This is a genomic window from Paenibacillus sp. L3-i20 (assembly GCF_022180385.2).
In the GTDB taxonomy this organism is placed as follows: Bacteria; Bacillota; Bacilli; order Paenibacillales; family Paenibacillaceae; genus Pristimantibacillus.
This window is the reverse complement of record NZ_BQME02000001.1, coordinates 2,255,636-2,272,821: the sequence shown is the minus strand read 5'-3', so window position 1 is coordinate 2,272,821 and position 17,186 is coordinate 2,255,636. Positions and strand designations below refer to the sequence as shown.

Sequence of the window (17,186 nt, the reverse complement as noted above, 5' to 3'; positions counted from 1 at the left end):
CCAATAAGTTCCACTTATTATGAAATGAGGCAAAAGAACGACAACTGGAACATATCCGGTTGTCGTTCTTTTGTCTAAGTCGTGACCATTGTTTGTCGGAAAAAAGTCAAATTGTTTACGTAATTGTTAACCCCGAAGTAAATACAGTTTAAATCTGCTATGGTAGTCGTAAGCATATATTAATGAGGAGTGGAAACGTGATGAGACGTTATTATCGAGTGCTGGCAACCGCGTTCTTCCTAGCTATGATCTCCATACTTGCAGGCTGCAGCAGTGCAGACTACATGGTGCTTGATCCTAAAGGACCGATCGCTCAGTCTCAAAAAGATTTGATAATCATAACAACTTTGCTATGTGCCGTGATTATTGTTCCCGTCTTAATTTTGGCTGGGTTCATAGTCTGGCGCTACCGGGATCGTCCTAATCGCAAAGCAGCTTATACACCAAACTGGGAGCATAACACGAAGTTGGAAGTGACTTGGTGGGGTATACCAATCGTTATTATTATAATCCTTGCGGTGATTACGGTTGATTATACGTATAAGCTAGAGCCTTCTAAGGCAATCGCGTCAGACAAAGAACCAATAACCATTCAGGTCACGTCTATGGATTGGAAATGGCTATTTAAATACCCTGATGAGGATATTGCAACGGTTAACTACATTAAGATCCCAGAAGATGTTCCAATTCGTTTCAAAGTGACATCGGACACAGCGATGAACTCTTTCTGGATACCGCAGCTCGGCGGTCAAATCTACTCCATGTCAGGTATGGCAATGACTCTGCATTTGCAAGCTGACGAAAAAGGCAGCTACTTCGGCTCAGGAGCCAACTTTAATGGAGAACATTTTGCACAAATGACATTCAAGACAGATGCTGTATCTCAAGAAGAATATGACGCATGGATTAAAGAAGTTAAAGGCAGTGCTCCTCCTCTCACAATGGAAGGATATGAAGAGCTAACTACTCCAGGTGCTTCTGACGTTCAACTCTTCTCAAGCTTCCCTGAAGGATTGTTCGATCATGTCGTAACTCAATATGTAGAAGAAGGCAGCACAGGCGCCCATGCTAATCATGGCGGCGGAACAACTGAGCCTACTAAAGAAGGTACTAAGAAAGAGACGGAAGAAAGCTCTAAAGAGGACACTAAAAAAGACTCTAAAGAGAACTCCGAAAATGCTAACAAAGACGAACATGCGGGGCATTAAGGTCACCGTAAACGAAAGGAGCAGACTTCATGTGGGATAAGATCAAAGATTTTTCATCCGAATTTTTCGTTACGGGCGACCCTCTCATACTCGGCGCTCAAGTATCCATCGGATTAACAATGGTAGCGATCGTATTCGCTTTAACCTTTTTCAAAAAATGGCGTTGGCTTTGGACAGAATGGCTAACATCCGTCGATCACAAGAAGATCGGTATTATGTATATCATTGCTTCCATCCTGATGCTATTCCGTGGTGGCGTAGATGCCTTGCTTATGCGTGTACAGCTCGCTGCACCACAGATGGAATTTCTAAATGCGGAGCATTACAATCAGATATTCACAACACATGGCGTAATCATGATCTTATTCATGGCGATGCCACTAATGTTCGGTTTATTTAATGTTATCGTGCCGCTTCAACTTGGTGCGCGTGACGTCGCATTCCCGTTCCTGAACTCTCTGAGCTTCTGGATGTTCTTCTTCGGGGCTATGCTATTCAACGTATCGTTTATTATCGGTGGTTCACCGGATGCCGGATGGCTCGCTTATCCACCGCTTTCCGGGCTGTCTGGTAGCCCTGGTCTTGGACAAGACTTCTATATTTGGGGTATACAAATATCAGGTATCGGCTCACTTGCTACAGGTATCAACTTTATCGTTACAATCCTGAAGATGAGAGCTCCTGGCATGAAGCTAATGCAGATGCCAATGTTTACATGGTCTACGTTATCTTCATGTATTACCATCTTATTCGCATTCCCTATCCTTACCGTAACATTGTTCCTACTATTCCTTGACCGCTACTTTGGTGCGCATTTCTTCACCTTGGACGGCGGCGGCAATCCGATGATGTATATAAATCTCATCTGGATGTGGGGACATCCTGAAGTTTATATCGTTATTCTACCTGCCTTTGGTATCTTCTCAGAGATCGTATCAACGTTTTCTAAGAAAAAACTATTCGGTTACAAATCAATGGTATTTGCACTTATGTCTATTAGTTTCTTCTCCTTCTTTACTTGGGCGCATCACTTCTTCACGATGGGCTCTGGCGCGAACGTCAATGCGTTCTTCGCCGTCACAACAATGTTGATCGCCATACCGACCGGTGTTAAAGTGTTCAACTGGATGTTTACGATGTATCGAGGTCGACTATCTTTCCCGACACCGATGTTGTGGACCGTCGCCTTTATCCCATGTTTCGTTATTGGGGGAATGACCGGGGTCATGCTGTCAGTAGCTCCAGCAGACTTCCAGTTCCATAACAGCTACTTCCTGATTGCGCATTTCCATCAGGTGCTTATCGGTGGTGTCGTATTTGGTTATTTCGCAGGACTTTACTACTGGTGGCCGAAGATGTTCGGTTTCAGGCTACATGAAGGCCTTGGCAAATGGGCTTTCTGGTTATGGAATATCGGTTTCTACGTCTGCTTCATGCCGCAATATGCACTTGGTCTCGACGGTATGACTCGACGTGTTAATGAATACAACTTTGATATGGGCTGGGAGCCGCTGAACATAATATCCACCGTAGGTGCATTTATTATGGGACTAGCGTTTATCTTCCAAGTGTGGCAGATTGCTCACAGCATCAAGTTCCTTAAAAAAGAAACATCTGGCGATGCTTGGGACGGCAGAACATTGGAGTGGTCGATCCCATCTCCTGCGCCAATGTACAACTTTGCACGAATTCCTCATGTAACAGGTCAAGATGATCTGTGGGAGAAGAAGCAGCGCAAACTTAATGGCGTAGCAGAAGCTCCTGAGGTTATAGCAGCAGAGCAAGCTCCGCTTGCGCCAATCCACATGCCTCGTAATTCCGGCATTCCGTTTATAATGTCCATGTGCTGGTTCGTGGCTGGTTTCGGATTTGTTTGGGATTGGAAGTGGATGATTATTCCTGGAATGATCGGTGTTGTAGTCTGCATGCTAGTTAGATCTTTCACTTACAATACGGATTACTATATTCCTGTCGATGAAGTTAAGCGGACAGAAGCCGCGGCAAGGGGGGCTCACTAATGGCACACGCAATTGGGAAAAAAGCAGGCGGTAAGGGGCATCCCCTTACGGCGGCACATGGCGCTCATGGCGGCGGCCATCAAGCAGATCATGGTGATCACGATCATCATGATCACCATGATCAAGAAGAACTAAAAACGTTTGGTTTCTGGCTATTTCTTATATCGGACGTTATTTTGTTCGGCGTTCTCTTCGCAACTTTTATCGTACTGCGCTTAAACACTGCAGGCGGACCAACAGGCGGAGATTTAATCGAGTTGCCAGGTATTATCGCTTCAACCTTCATCTTGCTAACAAGTAGCTTTACTAGCGGTATAGCTCTTCTAGAGATGAATCGTGGAAATAAAAAGGGCCTCATTAGATGGCTTATTATAACCGCATTACTTGGTGCATCATTTATATATCTAGAGGTATCGGAGTTTATCCACCTTGTACATGAAGGTGCAAATATTGGTACAAGTGCTTATTGGTCAGCTTTCTTTACACTTGTTGGTGCTCACGGATTGCACGTTTCACTTGGTCTTGTGTGGATGATGTCTATTATTATTCAAATTAGTCGCCGAGGTATCACACCAGTTACGAAACGTAAAGTTAACATTGTAAGCTTATACTGGCATTTCCTTGACGTTATTTGGATCTTCGTCTTCACAATCGTGTATTTGATGGGGGTGATGTAAGATGGCGAATCACAATCAAGTACAGGGCAATCACGGTCATGAAGGACATGATTCACATGGCGGCGGTCATAGCGGATCGATGAAATCATATGTTATCGGCTTCATCCTTTCCATTGTGCTAACGATCATCCCACTAGTCGCAGTAATGAATGATTTGTTCAATAAACAAGTTACAGTCGTATTGATTCTTGTTATGGCGATTATGCAATTTGCTGTACAACTCATATTCTTCATGCACATTCGAGATGAAGAAAAACCTCGCTATAACCTGATGACGCTTATCTTCGGACTCGTTATTTTGGTCACCATTGTAGCTGGTTCAATATGGATTATGAATAACAATGTAGTTGCAGGTTAATAAATTGAATCACATAAAGCTGCATCTGGTCTCTGTGACTGGATGCAGTTTTTTTGATGTTCTAAATGACTCATTACCCTAGTCAACTTTAGTTATAATTAAACCGCACCCTTCTTCTGGATCTCTCCCCATGAGATACTATTCGCATACTAACTGTGTCATAGAAATGGAGACATTAAACATGAAAATTCACTTAAGGGAATTACAACTACCGCAAGACTATAGTTCTCTAGCGGAATTATTAAATAAGGAAAACCCAGAACCTACTACAGCCGAGGCATTGAAAGAGGACGATGATAAGCTGTACGATGTTGGACATACATGGATGGACGAAAATGGTCTTTTGGCTGGTTATGATCGAACTCGGCGCGTCGCTGTGAACGACCATGGGCACATTGTCGGTTATCTTTATTCATGGCGAGCACCTTGGACGGAACCGGGATATTTATGCACTATCCTTCTAGTTGATGAGCAGTATCGTAAACAAGGTATTGGTACGCTACTACTCCAACATATGCTTAACTGGGCTAAGGATATTGGAGCAAATGCGTTTATGTCCACTGTTTGGGACGATCAACCCGAGGCATTGCAGTTTGCCACTCACCGTGGGTTTATTGTTGAACGCCATGCCTATCAATCAGTACTTAACCTAAAGAAAACTTACCTAGATGAAAATAGTATTTCTCCAGATGCATTACTCGCAAAGAACGGTCTGCGATTACTCACATTAGCCGAAGAACCAGGTGAAGACAGCGAACGAAAGCTCTATGAACTTTCTACAAAAACAAGCAGGGATATTCCAGGCTTTATCGGGGAAACTCCCAACTACTCGGATTGGTTGCAGTGGTATTTGAAGGTTCCAGGATTTACGCCTGAACTTGTTATTATTGCTGCCCATGGTGATGAGTTTGTAGGTATGACCAATGTTCTATATAACGAGCAATCTAATGGCATGTATCATGAGTATACGGGTGTTCACCGTGCGTATCGTGGCAAAAAGGTTGCTCGCGCCCTTAAACTTAAAGCCATTGAGCTTGGCAAGCTACGTGGTGCCGACTACATTCGTACCGATAACGATTCTTTGAATGAGCCGATACTGCGCATTAATAGATCGCTCGGATATACACCGCTTCGGGGCTCCTTCCGATTATTAGCACCGCTCTATACAGTAATTAAAGCGTCCGAAAGTCACTTCATACAGTCTGATGTTTTGTAACAAACTTATACATTCCTATATTTTAAAAAAAGAGGTCGTCTCAAGCAGTCCCATCTAATCTGGACTATTTGAACAACCTCTTAATTCGTTATTCGTTCCTTTGCTAATTCCACTGTTCTACGACTACATCCTGTGGGAGTACGACTATGAGTCTTGATCGTACGTAATCTGATCTAAATTCATTAGTAGAGTGCTCCATTGATCCAATCATAATATACATAGTAGAGCCTACGATGCTTGTTTTCATGATAGAATCACTGACATTGGACGCTGGTTCTACCGATCGATAAAGAATTTGTCCAAGCACTTGTACTTCTCTCGCATCTGCCTTCTCTATCTTTTCACCCCCACTTGATTGTACAACAACTTTGGTCACCTCTGCGGGCACACTCAGCTTCTCTGTCTCTACGAAAGCTGTTCGTTCAGTCATATTAAATCCCTGTTTTAATTCATCAAACAGTCCTGTTGACATTACAGATGCGAGCACAATGCTTCCCATTCCCATCACACCGACGAAGAAAATACTAATCCAATCATAACGTACAATCGTATTACGATTGCCCGTCATCTTAAGATGAATTAGCAACTCTGCCCCGAGCAATATGAAGATAATTGGAGCAATCCACATCAACATTTCATATGCTTCTGTTTCCTGCCATAATGAAACCGCAAACGCTGTACCGATCAACATTAGCGCAATCCCCATTGACAGCGACCCTACTCTCCACGTACGTACACGCACCCCTTCAGCAGGAACTCCTATTCCAGCTGTATTCGGTGAATTGGATTGCCTCATCGTATCTGTGCCATTCATGAACGTTCACTCCCTCTACGCTCACTTGATGTTGTTCCTGATTTATCTATGGAACCCCCACCCAGTATACTTTTGCCCCCAAATGCTAGACGCAGTCCCAATGCAATCATAACAAAGGCAATGACAGCCGTAGGGAGCATATATTTGAACGCTATATAATGTGATTGAATGTCCGGAAAATATCTAAAAATGATTTTCAACATAATACGATCAACGATAAAGTAAATACCGAAAACGAGAAGGCCCAATCCAAACCACCTTTGGTACGGAACAAACAAAGGTAATATTGGCTCGTCGCTCAATTTCTGACGTTCATAACGAGAGATTTGTCCAAGGGCATCAAAGAAAGCAAAACACCAGAACAACGGCAATAAGAACAAAAACAATGACAATCGTAAATTGTCCATAATATAGATCGCAAGCAAGAAGCCCGTCATAAGCTGAAGCCCTCTCTTTTGGAGACCCATATACAGATGCCCTGCACCCGGAAATATCGCTAGTGATATAGCGAGCACTTTATTTTTGTGTCCCGTAGCAATATGAGCTTCAATACCTTCGAATAATGAACGATCTTCTACAACTTCACCACGATGCTTGGCATCTACCAATGAAACGGCGTCGTACATGCCATAGACCCAAATAATTGGAAGTATAAGCAGGAAAACCAGAATTGCCCCCGAACCCATAACAGCACTCAGAAACACAATAATCGCAAACAAGCCAACAAACGAAATAAGAAAAGTAATACCTCGTTGCATGAGGCCTATACTCATATGCCCCAGACCCGGGATGATGGACAGAAGCATCGTCTTAGTTTTTACCTGCTGATGCTCATAGGATCTGCCTTGACCATATACTGTACCTTGCTGATAGTCACCTTGACTATAACCATTACCATTAAATCCTGTATTGTCGCCGCCATGTTGTTGATTATATGAAGCGGAGTCATTCCGCTGTGATGTACCCTTGGCAAGACCAGGTGCATTACCTGTAACTAAAGTTACAATCATGTCTAACATATTAACTATGCCACTTATCGCTGCAATAAAGAAAAGAACCACCGCAGCTTCTCCACCAATTGAATATTGGGGAAGAAGAAATAAAAACAACCCTATTGAGCCAAAAAAGCTTCCTCCATACAGTAGAAACCTAACTGGCCGTCCCAAGTAGGCATGCCCTGCACCAGGCAGAAATGAGAGTAAAAACGCAACCATTGGACTTTTGTGCATACGCATCATTCATTCCTTTCCTTATTTCAAGTAAAATGCTATTTGTTTGATTTATTTGAATCGCGAATCTTGCAATCCATCTATCCAATTGCTTGTGAGATTAAGCATTCGGTCTGACCATGTTGATCCTTCTTGCCGTTCCTCTTCTGCTACAAATGGCGGCCCTGTATCAACCTCGCCTTCCAGCGATTGAAGCTTGCCCGAGAAATCCGCCAACGCGCCCGATGCCAGTAGCAACAACGTTATAGATGCTGCTATCGTATAATGTGTCACGGGATGCTGCAGCCACGATCTGCGTTTTTTACTCGTAACATCCTGTATTCGCTCTGGCAGTAACCCGATGACCTTTTCCTCAAGTTGGTTCCAATCTGGTGAGGAGGATTCCGAATAGAAACTGGTTATATCCGGGTCCTCCAGTACTGCCATATACTGCATCAAACATTGTTCGCAGTCCAACAGCTCCTGATCGACTTGCTCCCGTTCTAGCTCATCAAGCCCATTTTGTATATACTTCTGTAGTTGTTCGATTGAAATATGTCCCGCTCCACCTTCATTCATTCGAAATCCTCCTTTCGCCAATGTTGTCTCATCCAACCTCTTGCTCGGTACAACTTCGACTCGACACTTTTGCGCTCTAGTCCCGTTTCAACAGCAATCTGCTCACAGCTTTTTTCTTCTATATAAAATGCAGTCACAACTTCACGGTAATTGTCCGGCAACTTACTAATTTGCGCTTGTATCATTTTAAGCTTTGCCCGTTGCATCGCAACAACCTCTGCCCCCGGTTTCGGAGACGCATCCAGCATTCCTTCTGCTTCAACTGCCGCATCTTGCCGATCAACCGATTGTTGTTCCATCAACTCTTCCGGTCTTCTGGCTCTGCTCCTCTTAAAATCAATAGCTCGATTTACAGCGATACGTGTAATCCACGTTTTCAGTCCATCCATTCGGTAATTCGGGAGGGAACGATATATTTTTAACAGCACTTCCTGTGTCACATCCTCCGCATCATGCGGCGAATGCAGCACAGCGTAGACGATTCTGTATATGTACGGACCATAAGCCTGCACGAACGGTCGATACTGCTCGGGCCCGCCGTCACGCACTGCTTTAATCCATGCTTCATCATGTATGTCGTTCTCCTCCCTTCCCGATTTAATAGACGTTGAGTAATGGGCAAACCCCTGCACTCTCTTAAAATAAATTCGTCTATGAACGTTATTTTTCTCCTAAAAAAGAGAGATGACCTAATTCAAACCCTTTTACAACCGCGCCGATACGCGTTTTCACTCCAAGTTTCCCGTTAATGGAGCTCAAGTGGTATTCAACTGTCCGCTTGCTAATAGCCAGTTCCTCTGAAATTTCTTTGTTCGTTTTCTCCTTCGCAAGCAATTGAAGCACTCCAAGCTCAGCAAAGGTCAATGCATCCGGTGATCGGTTAGCAGCACCTATACCTTCAGGAATAATAATATGACCAAGCATGCTTTGTTTAATCGCATTAATAATTTTGGTATAGGATGCCTGCTTCGACAGATAAGCATGTACGCCTATCCTATATGCTTTGTAGTAAAAATCCTCGTATGTGTAGCCCGATAATAAAATGATCTTGAGAGCGTTTCCGTAACGCTCCTTCAACTGCTGAGCAAGCTGAAAACCATCCATATGTGGGAGTGATATATCAAGTAACACGACATCCGGGCACACTCGCTCCATTTGGGCAATAAAGTCACGAGGATCTGTAAATGTGTGGAGCACTTCTATTCCAGGCTCGGCGTCAAGACGATATTTAAGCCCCTCTAATACGAGAGGATGATCATCAAGTAGATACACACGTATTGAATCATTCCTATTATCGTTCATAAGATCATCCTTCCTTCCTAAGAGGTAGCTTCAGCGTCACTGTCGTACCTTCGCCAAATATTGAATCGACATCAACGAGCCCTCCTAGATGTTCGATTTGGTCACAAACGGACAATAAACCAAATCCTTTACCGCCACTCAAATTATGCCGCAATGAAGTTTCGTTGGAAAATCCAATCCCATTATCAGAAACACAACAATAAATATGTTCATGCATCGACCAGACTCGGACATTCATTTCTGTTGCTTGTGCATGTTTAAATACATTAACGATAAGTTCACGTACAGCACGAAAAATATTAGCTTTAATAAACGCTGGAAACGTCTCCGGCGATGGAACGTCGTACTGTAGATGTATTGTAATCACATTTTCACGATTCATATCACGAATGAGCCAGCTCAACGCTTCTTGCAGATCTCCCCGATCCAATATATGCGGATACAAATGATCGCTTAAAGATCGAATGCTGCGCTGCGAATCGTGTAAACACTTCAACCACGCTGCCGCTCGTTCTGCTTCATATCGGCCTGTATCATGAAGTTCTTCAATATCACGGGACAAAAAAATTAAGTTTTGTAACAAATCATCATGTAAAAAGTATGAAATCCTTATCTTCTCGGCTTCGCGCGCTTCAATTAACATTTGGCTATAGTTACGAAAATAATGCACTTGATGTTCATGTCGCTTCATCTGCTCTTTGTTTTGCTCATATTCATAGTGGAGATGGAACATTTTTTTGGCATTGAGGAGCACCTTGGTCATTTCGATTCGAAATTTCTCAATCTTATTTAGCTCTATAGCAGTAAACAATGTGGCGTTCGCTTTGGCACCAAGACAGAGATAACCTAATTTTTCAGCGTTTGCTCCAAGTGACAACTCCACGACATAAGCATATTCATCATTGCTCTTCCAATCGTTATTATCTCTATCTAAAATCTGCTTATCTTCATAAATGCCAGATAGATGTACGATGGGCAGTGAGGGTTCATTTATATAGACAAGCACATGTCCTTGTAACGCCAGTTTATCATCCAGTACATGAGCAAACATGCTGAGAATATCACGAATATATTTCTTTTCTGTCAGTTGCAATGATAGTCGAAGCTTTTGGTTCTGAAGCCAATCTTCTTTACTGTCACTATGTCTCTTCAAACTCTGAAGCATCTTGCGGTAGACATATGTTATCATTCCGAACACTACACATAGGAGAAAAGCATAAAAGAAATTTCCCAGAGCCGAGGACAGCACAATCAAACTGAATGCCAAACTATAATAAATAATGTGGGCAACTAGCTTAGGATTATACCATTTCAATTCTAGCATTTGGCGACGGACGAGCAGAAATGTCAATGTGCAAATGATAGGGACTAGCCCAACGAAAGTATATTTGATGGACACAATAAAACCTGTCCACAGAAGATCAGGAATTGCATGCAGTAATAAATAAGGCAATAAGCTGATCAAAACGCTAATAAACAAAATAAACAACTGTTTCTTCTCAATCCGATCTAATTTGGCCCAATAAAATGCTGTTATGCCAGCCATAACAATAATTGTGGAAATTAACACAATGTTAAATACATCAGTCATCCACTGATATGATTTCCCTTTGAAAAAGAAGTAGTTGGCACAAATAGTGAAGCCGACTGAATAAATTTGATAACAAAGAAGCAAATATTGAAATTTGGAATGAATAGAGCGGAACGCAAATAACAAATAAAAGGAAAGCATGAAGTAAGTCAACCAAGTAATACCGTAAGGGAATAAGTAATAAGATAGCTGAACTTCATTCGAAAACATGGCGACCATACAAAAAGCAATTAACATATTAAGCAAAAAAAACTTACGGATAAGACTCGAATCCGGTTTCTTCTTAAAAGCATACCAACCGACACCTAGCAGAAACATTTCCATTAGAAAAGCAAATCCAATCTCAACCTTTTCACTTGTAGTCGGTTCGATCACAATGGTTTGTTGTAAACCTTGTTTATCTAGCAATGTTAGTCTTTTGACGTTCGTCAGCATCTTCTCATTATTTAATATAAACAGCCTCGGGTTAGGTGAGCCGTCAAAAAATAATATCCGATCGCCCGGCCTGATGTTCATATCTACGGTGATAGGCTCGTCTATAACAAAATCAACTATCCACTCGGAAGAAGCATTCTGCTCGACAAAAATACCCGTAGTAGGAGTCGTTAACGAACGAAACTGAATATACGAAGTCGTACATATACATAAAACGAGGCAACTATAAATGAACAAGCGACTAATCCGTTTATTATGGAGAAAACTTCGCATATATCTCAACCCTTCGGTGTGTTTATAATCCTTTTATTTCTCCACTAGTATATTTACTTTACAACTTTAGCGGGACTACGAACATCGTCATAGATCCACTGTACCACTTCCTCGCCTCATTTGGGCTTAACACTTACACCTGATACTATATTGGACAACATCGCTTTGGAAAAGTTCCCCAAGCTGCGGCAACTGCGAGCCCGCTCACGGATGGTTGAAGATGTTCTGCTCCGCGTGGATGATCAAGCTGAACTAGAAGAGATGGATGAAGTGGATGAAGAAGAGATCAATCGACATACAAGGAGAGCACCTAGCCAATTCGGAGATTTGCAGCGGCTTACGGCAAGTCCATTAACACAGTTGAAGCTTATTGATTGCCGACTGCGCGAACGCGGTGCTAATGATGAAATAGTGGAGTGTGTAATTCAACTAAAAACAATTCTTTTAGAAAGTATCGAGCATTTAAAACCAAAACAAGAAGAAGCATTTGCGACTACGGATGAATGGCGCTTTTATAATGCACTTTATTTCCCTTATATCATCGGGATAAAACCATACGGTTTGCGATATTCAGCTAGTAGATTAGATTCTTCTTCCCTTGAAGCATACCAGTGGTTTCGTACATATGTACCTGAACGAACCTATTATAATTGGCAAAATGCCGGTGCCAAGTTAGTCGCACTGATGCTGAAAGAAAAACTCCTCTCACATTTATCCGAACAGTGTGAAGCTCTGGCGAATATAGCTGCCGAGTCACTCCATAAGCCGCGTCAAGTTCCCTTTGAATTGGGGCCATTCCGCTTTAATACCGCTGGAGAGTTGTTTAACTTCGCAGTTGGACATGAAGCTGTTCATCTTGGTATCATATCTGGAATTAGTAAGGTGTCCCAAAAGCTATAGGCTTGAGGGACACCTCTTAACGCTTAAATGCAATCATCTGGTCCCAATGAATAAATGTATTTTTGCGCTCCCCTAGTTATTTAATTGCTTCTTGAAGCAAACGGTATAACATGGCAGCCACTTCTTGGTTTAATATATGCTCTTTTGCTCTGTAATCAGTCGGACCTGTAGACACTTGTACATCAGGCCCATGTAGCTGCTTACCTACTACATATTGAACCCCTGTGGATGCCCAAGATGAAACAGGTTCTTTAAGCTCTGCCTCCACCGGAGTGGCACCCATCAAAACGATTTTTACTAACCGCCACAAAATAGTCGCAGCCTGTTCACGAGTTAAAAGTTTTTCTGGCCCGAATGTACTGCCTGAGAATCCTTGGATGATGCCTATTTCAAGCGCTGTCTGAATTTCTTTCTCATATGGGCTGCCTTTTGTGTCCACAAACGTAGATGGCTGAGTCGAAATAGGATACGTGGATAACGGCATAATGAGTCCCAAAAACTGTCCTCTTGTCATCGCCTTTGCTGGCTCAAAGCTTCCTTCTGTGCTTTTGAGAACTCCAGCTTGAACCAAACCATAGATGTACTCTGCATAGGGATGCTCACTCGGCACATCAGTGAATTTCGGCAGCTCTGATTCAAGTACCCTCTGAGACCAACTGCCTGCCTTGTTGTAAGAGAAGTAACGAATATCCCCCCTCCAATCGACCTTAAATCCAGCAGCAATGCCCTCTTCATCGTAAAACAACATATCATCAGCCTGTCGCAAAATATGCTTTCCCGTCGGAGCTTCGACGATTAGTGTTCCATCTGTTGCCGTAATGTCATAACCCCATCCCGGCATACGCAAATCATTGTATTGACCCTCAAAGCGCATTAACTGCTCTTTAGTCGGAGCTGGGGTCATATAAACAGGCTTATCATCGCCGCTTTGAGGGAAATAACGGTTCATAAACTGTTCGATGAAAGGTTCACGAATATTACCTTTATCACTGTTGAACGCGATAAACATTCCTGTATTCTGATCGGGTAGCAGCCACAAATTTGCATGAAAGCCAGGTAAATCCCCACCTTTCTCTACGACGTTGTGACCGTTATAAGATTGTGGATAGATCGTTTCGAGACCGTAGCCTACACCTGGAATATCTGGGTGGATTGTAACGCTTCTATTCACCATCTCTTTCACCGAAGCTTCGGTGAGGATACGGTTACTGCTGAATTTGCCACCGTCCACCATCGCTAGTAAAAATTCAGCCATATCAGATCCGGTAGAAAACATACCGCCTGTTGGCATGTTATCGGGTACGTTGATCGTATGCTCAGCTTGCTTAAGTTCACCATCATAAGGAGTAGCGATTGCTTTTTTCACTTTTTCACTAAAAATTAGACTACTATTGCTCATACCCAATGGCTCAAGTAAATTTTTATTTAAATAACTATGATAGGAAAGGCCTGATACTTTCTCGATGATATATCCTTGTAGATCATATCCGAAGTTGTTGTAGTAGTACGCTTCACCAGGCTTTAATACGACTGTGGGCATCGTATCTTTCACATATTGTTCAAGTGAATATGACCTGGCTGGATTAGGGGCAGTCCCATTGTCAAAACCAGTTGTATGAGTTAGAAGATGCTTTAACGTGAGCGGATAACCTGTTTTATTCGGAATTTGAATATTCGGCAAGTATGTCTGCACATCTTTGTCTAAATCTACTTTGCCCTCTTCAGCCAGTTGCATAATACCTACTGCTGTTATTAACTTTGTTACTGATGCTATGCGGAACACCGTTTTATCTGGGTCCACTGGCTTCTTCGTAGCGATGTCAGCATATCCGTATCCCTCATTCAGCAGTATTTCTCCATCTTTGACGACTACGAGAACCGCACCTGCGAGTTGATCTGCTATTTCCTTTTGTTCAAAAAATTGCTTTGCGAATGTCTCTATCTCTGCCTTGTCTAGCTTGACGGCGGGCGGATTCGGTTTTGAATCCGCTGAGATTAGGGAAGATGGGATCATAAGAGCAGCGACGAGAATAAGTATCATTATTTTTTTCATGAGAGATCTCCTTTGGTTTAGTATAGTACCTCTTCATGCTAACACCGGAGGCTCAATCTGAAATCCGTAAGAGAGGGTTAAAAACGTGGAGGCTACGTATTTTTTTTGCGTGATCACGCAATTTGTTGGATTCAAAAAAGGGCAGTTCCTCATTTTAAAATAGATATTAAAAATTAGAAACTGCAAATAGCTCCGCTTCATTAAAGAAGCTGGAGCTAGCATGGTATATTCTATAATCATCTCAAAGTTGCATTCCGGATTCCAAAAAAGCGAATGACTCATCTAGAGTCTGGATGAAATCCGATTCAGGGTTCTCCGCGTAATACATCATGACAGACATACTGATGCCAATAAGGGCTCCTGCAAATGTTTGCACAGCTAAATCATCCTTCGATCGACCAACTCTATTCGCAAGCATTTCAGCAAATAGTTGCATCGTGTCTGTCAAATTGTTCATCGTCGCAGCTCTAAGTTCTGGTACAGCCATAATAAGTTGGTTTCTTTCTCGAAGTGTGGCGAACTCCAATTTGGAGAATTTTGTTAAGCTGGCTATCATTGCGCTACGCACAGCTTGAATTGCACTGAGATCGCTTGGCTGCGCTTCGAAAGCAGCAATGAGCATTGGATCATAGCTATCTTTAATGACTACATCCTCTTTAGTTGGAAAATATCTAAAAAAAGTGCTAGGCGATACTTCAGCCGCGTCTGCAATTTGTTCTATCGTTGTTGAGTTATATCCTCGTTCGCGGAAAAGTCTCATGGCATGCGATTGAATGGCTTCCATCGTTTTCGCTTTCTTACGTTCTCGCAAGCTCATCCTTTGTTCATTATCCGTCGACAACTTTGTCACTCCCTAAGTTGGTAACCCAGATTCCATTTTGCTATTTTTACTTGCCCGCTTCGGCAAATAAAGCAAGATGACTACGAATCCCAAAGCTGCTGAAGCCCCGCATACCCAAAGCATAACATCCATACCTTGAACAAAAGCATCGCGCACAGTATGGAGCAATATCGTTGAATCGGCTTGATGTGCAACACCCACACCAGCAGAGACGCTTCTCTCTACGACTTCAGCGGTTTCACTTGGCAATCCGTCCAACTCTAGTTTATCACGATAAACATTGCTTAGCACAGTACCTAATACCGCGACACCAATCGTTCCTCCAACTTGGCGAATCGTCATAATAAGCGCCGAGCCAACACCGCTTCTCTCTGCAGAAAGTGCACCTATTGCTGTATCCATTGAAGCAGGCAAAACAAACCCTATACCAAGACCTACTATCGCAATCCATATTGCAGCGAAGCTGTATGATGAGTCTAACCCTGTATTAGCTCCTAATGCATATCCTGCGGCAAGCAGCAGAAACCCTGCAATCATTATTGTACGATTACCTAATTTACGTGCAAGAAGCTCGGATACCTTTGCACCTACAAGCAGACCCCCCATAATAGGCAATAATTTCAACCCTGTATGAAAGGAATCTGATCCTTCTACCGCTTGAAAGTATTGCGGCATTACGAACAACAAACCAAACATAGCGAATGAAACGATGCCTGCTGCTGTAGATCCCCCAGTAAAGCTAGGTGAACGGAACAAAGAGAGATCGATAAGTGGATTTCGGGAGCGTCTTACCCACAGAATAAATAATAGAAGCATTAACAGTCCTGCACCGATAATGATCAAGGCAGAAGCATCGCCCCATCCTTCTTCCCCTGCTCTAATAACACCATACGTAATGCCGATCAAACCTAGGCTTGAAACTAGTACACCGATGAGGTCTATTTTAGGTCGAATTGCACTTCTTGATTCCTTAAGCAGGACAGATACGGCAATGAGCCCAATACAAATGATCGGTATATTAATCAGAAATACAGAACCCCACCAATAGTGATTTAACAGCCACCCGCCTACTATAGGACCAAGCGGAATACCAATCGCATTAGCCATTGTCCATATTCCAATTGCCTTCGGTCGCTCTTCCTCTGTGAACAATACAGGAATGATGGACATCGACAACGGAATGAGAAAGGCCGCTCCAAGCCCAAGTAAAGCACGTCCTGCAATTAACGCTGCTGCAGTATCCGCATAAGCACACACTAAAGAAGCAACACCAAACAATAGAAGTGCAATAAGCAACATCTTCTTCCGTCCGAATCGATCCCCAAGCAGCCCTGCTGGCAATAACGCAGCAGCCATAACTAGATTATAAGCATCGGCAAACCATTGTAATTGACCGTTCGTCGCATGCATGTCAGTCGCCAATATTGGAAGCGCCAAATTCAGAACAGTCAAATCTAGTCCCACCGTCAATAAGCTAAAGGCGAGTGCTCCTAGTACCCACCACTTGCGATTTTCTTTCCAGTTCATTACCTTTTCACTCCTTAATATTCCAATTTAATGATAGTCTATGTCATTTGAATGTTACTGTCAAATTAATTCTATTTATGGTTGTCCCTGTTATAAAAGCAAAAATAGCCATTCTCCTATGAGAACAGCCCATTTAACATTAAACATGAAGATTTATAGCATTCCATCGAATGAATTAACAGGAAA

At 42.7% G+C, this 17,186-nt stretch carries 15 protein-coding genes; 6 read left to right on the top strand and 9 right to left on the bottom strand.

What is annotated here, in order from left to right; all coding sequences use genetic code 11:
* The first annotated feature begins 200 nt into the window (after positions 1-200).
* The 5 genes from cyoA (at position 201) to MFF31_RS10630 (ending at position 5,477) form a co-directional block, all read left to right on the top strand.
* Positions 201-1,208, top strand: coding sequence for a ubiquinol oxidase subunit II (cyoA, locus tag MFF31_RS10650; RefSeq protein ID WP_238188562.1), 1,008 nt, complete (start codon positions 201-203; stop codon positions 1,206-1,208).
* A gap of 29 nt (positions 1,209-1,237) precedes the next feature.
* Positions 1,238-3,226 (top strand): cbb3-type cytochrome c oxidase subunit I, encoded by a 1,989-nt coding sequence (locus tag MFF31_RS10645; RefSeq protein ID WP_238187982.1) that lies wholly within the window; start codon positions 1,238-1,240, stop codon positions 3,224-3,226.
* Positions 3,226-3,903: a cytochrome o ubiquinol oxidase subunit III gene (gene cyoC, locus MFF31_RS10640; RefSeq protein WP_238187981.1), complete on the top strand. Its 678-nt coding sequence runs from the start codon at positions 3,226-3,228 to the stop codon at positions 3,901-3,903. Before MFF31_RS10645 ends, cyoC begins: the two co-directional genes overlap by 1 nt.
* A 1-nt stretch (position 3,904) precedes the next feature.
* Positions 3,905-4,261 (top strand): cytochrome o ubiquinol oxidase subunit IV, encoded by a 357-nt coding sequence (gene cyoD, locus MFF31_RS10635; protein WP_238187980.1) that lies wholly within the window; start codon positions 3,905-3,907, stop codon positions 4,259-4,261.
* 181 nt (positions 4,262-4,442) lie between these two features.
* Entirely contained in the window at positions 4,443-5,477 is a 1,035-nt protein-coding gene (locus MFF31_RS10630) for a GNAT family N-acetyltransferase (protein ID WP_238187979.1), read from the top strand.
* A 103-nt stretch (positions 5,478-5,580) separates the two neighbouring features.
* Here MFF31_RS10630 and MFF31_RS10625 read toward each other — a convergent pair whose 3' ends face one another.
* Genes MFF31_RS10625 through MFF31_RS10600 form a run of 6 tightly spaced genes read right to left on the bottom strand, consistent with a single transcriptional unit; the run spans position 5,581 to position 11,679 of the window.
* Positions 5,581-6,291 (bottom strand): hypothetical protein, encoded by a 711-nt coding sequence (locus MFF31_RS10625; RefSeq protein ID WP_238187978.1) that lies wholly within the window; start codon positions 6,289-6,291, stop codon positions 5,581-5,583.
* On the bottom strand, positions 6,288-7,529 hold the full coding sequence (locus tag MFF31_RS10620) for a hypothetical protein (RefSeq protein ID WP_238187977.1): 1,242 nt from the start codon (positions 7,527-7,529) through the stop codon (positions 6,288-6,290). Before MFF31_RS10620 ends, MFF31_RS10625 begins: the two co-directional genes overlap by 4 nt.
* 42 nt (positions 7,530-7,571) lie before the next feature.
* Positions 7,572-8,078 carry a hypothetical protein gene (locus MFF31_RS10615; RefSeq protein WP_238187976.1) on the bottom strand — a complete coding sequence of 169 codons (507 nt, stop codon included), beginning with the start codon at positions 8,076-8,078 and terminating at the stop codon, positions 7,572-7,574.
* The gene (locus MFF31_RS10610; RefSeq protein ID WP_238187975.1) at positions 8,075-8,710 is read right to left on the bottom strand and encodes an RNA polymerase sigma factor; all 636 of its coding nucleotides are present in this window, start codon (positions 8,708-8,710) and stop codon (positions 8,075-8,077) included. Before MFF31_RS10610 ends, MFF31_RS10615 begins: the two co-directional genes overlap by 4 nt.
* A 28-nt stretch (positions 8,711-8,738) precedes the next feature.
* A complete protein-coding gene (locus tag MFF31_RS10605) occupies positions 8,739-9,380 on the bottom strand; it encodes a response regulator transcription factor (RefSeq protein WP_238187974.1) in 642 nt (213 codons plus the stop codon).
* A 4-nt stretch (positions 9,381-9,384) separates the two neighbouring features.
* Positions 9,385-11,679 carry a sensor histidine kinase gene (locus MFF31_RS10600; RefSeq protein WP_238187973.1) on the bottom strand — a complete coding sequence of 765 codons (2,295 nt, stop codon included), beginning with the start codon at positions 11,677-11,679 and terminating at the stop codon, positions 9,385-9,387.
* 120 nt (positions 11,680-11,799) lie between these two features.
* On the opposite strand from MFF31_RS10600, the gene MFF31_RS10595 reads away from it, so the two are divergent.
* A complete protein-coding gene (locus MFF31_RS10595; protein WP_248565457.1) occupies positions 11,800-12,579 on the top strand; it encodes a DinB family protein in 780 nt (259 codons plus the stop codon).
* A 76-nt stretch (positions 12,580-12,655) separates the two neighbouring features.
* On the opposite strand, the gene MFF31_RS10590 is transcribed toward MFF31_RS10595, so the two are convergent.
* From MFF31_RS10590 to MFF31_RS10580, 3 genes are all read right to left on the bottom strand, one after another.
* The gene (locus tag MFF31_RS10590; RefSeq protein WP_238187971.1) at positions 12,656-14,632 is read right to left on the bottom strand and encodes a serine hydrolase domain-containing protein; all 1,977 of its coding nucleotides are present in this window, start codon (positions 14,630-14,632) and stop codon (positions 12,656-12,658) included.
* Between the two features lie 241 nt (positions 14,633-14,873).
* The gene (locus tag MFF31_RS10585) at positions 14,874-15,482 is read right to left on the bottom strand and encodes an acyl-CoA-like ligand-binding transcription factor (protein ID WP_309296667.1); all 609 of its coding nucleotides are present in this window, start codon (positions 15,480-15,482) and stop codon (positions 14,874-14,876) included.
* Positions 15,483-15,485: 3 nt separating this feature from the next.
* Positions 15,486-17,000 (bottom strand): MFS transporter, encoded by a 1,515-nt coding sequence (locus MFF31_RS10580; RefSeq protein WP_238187969.1) that lies wholly within the window; start codon positions 16,998-17,000, stop codon positions 15,486-15,488.
* Between the last annotated feature and the right edge of the window lie 186 nt (positions 17,001-17,186).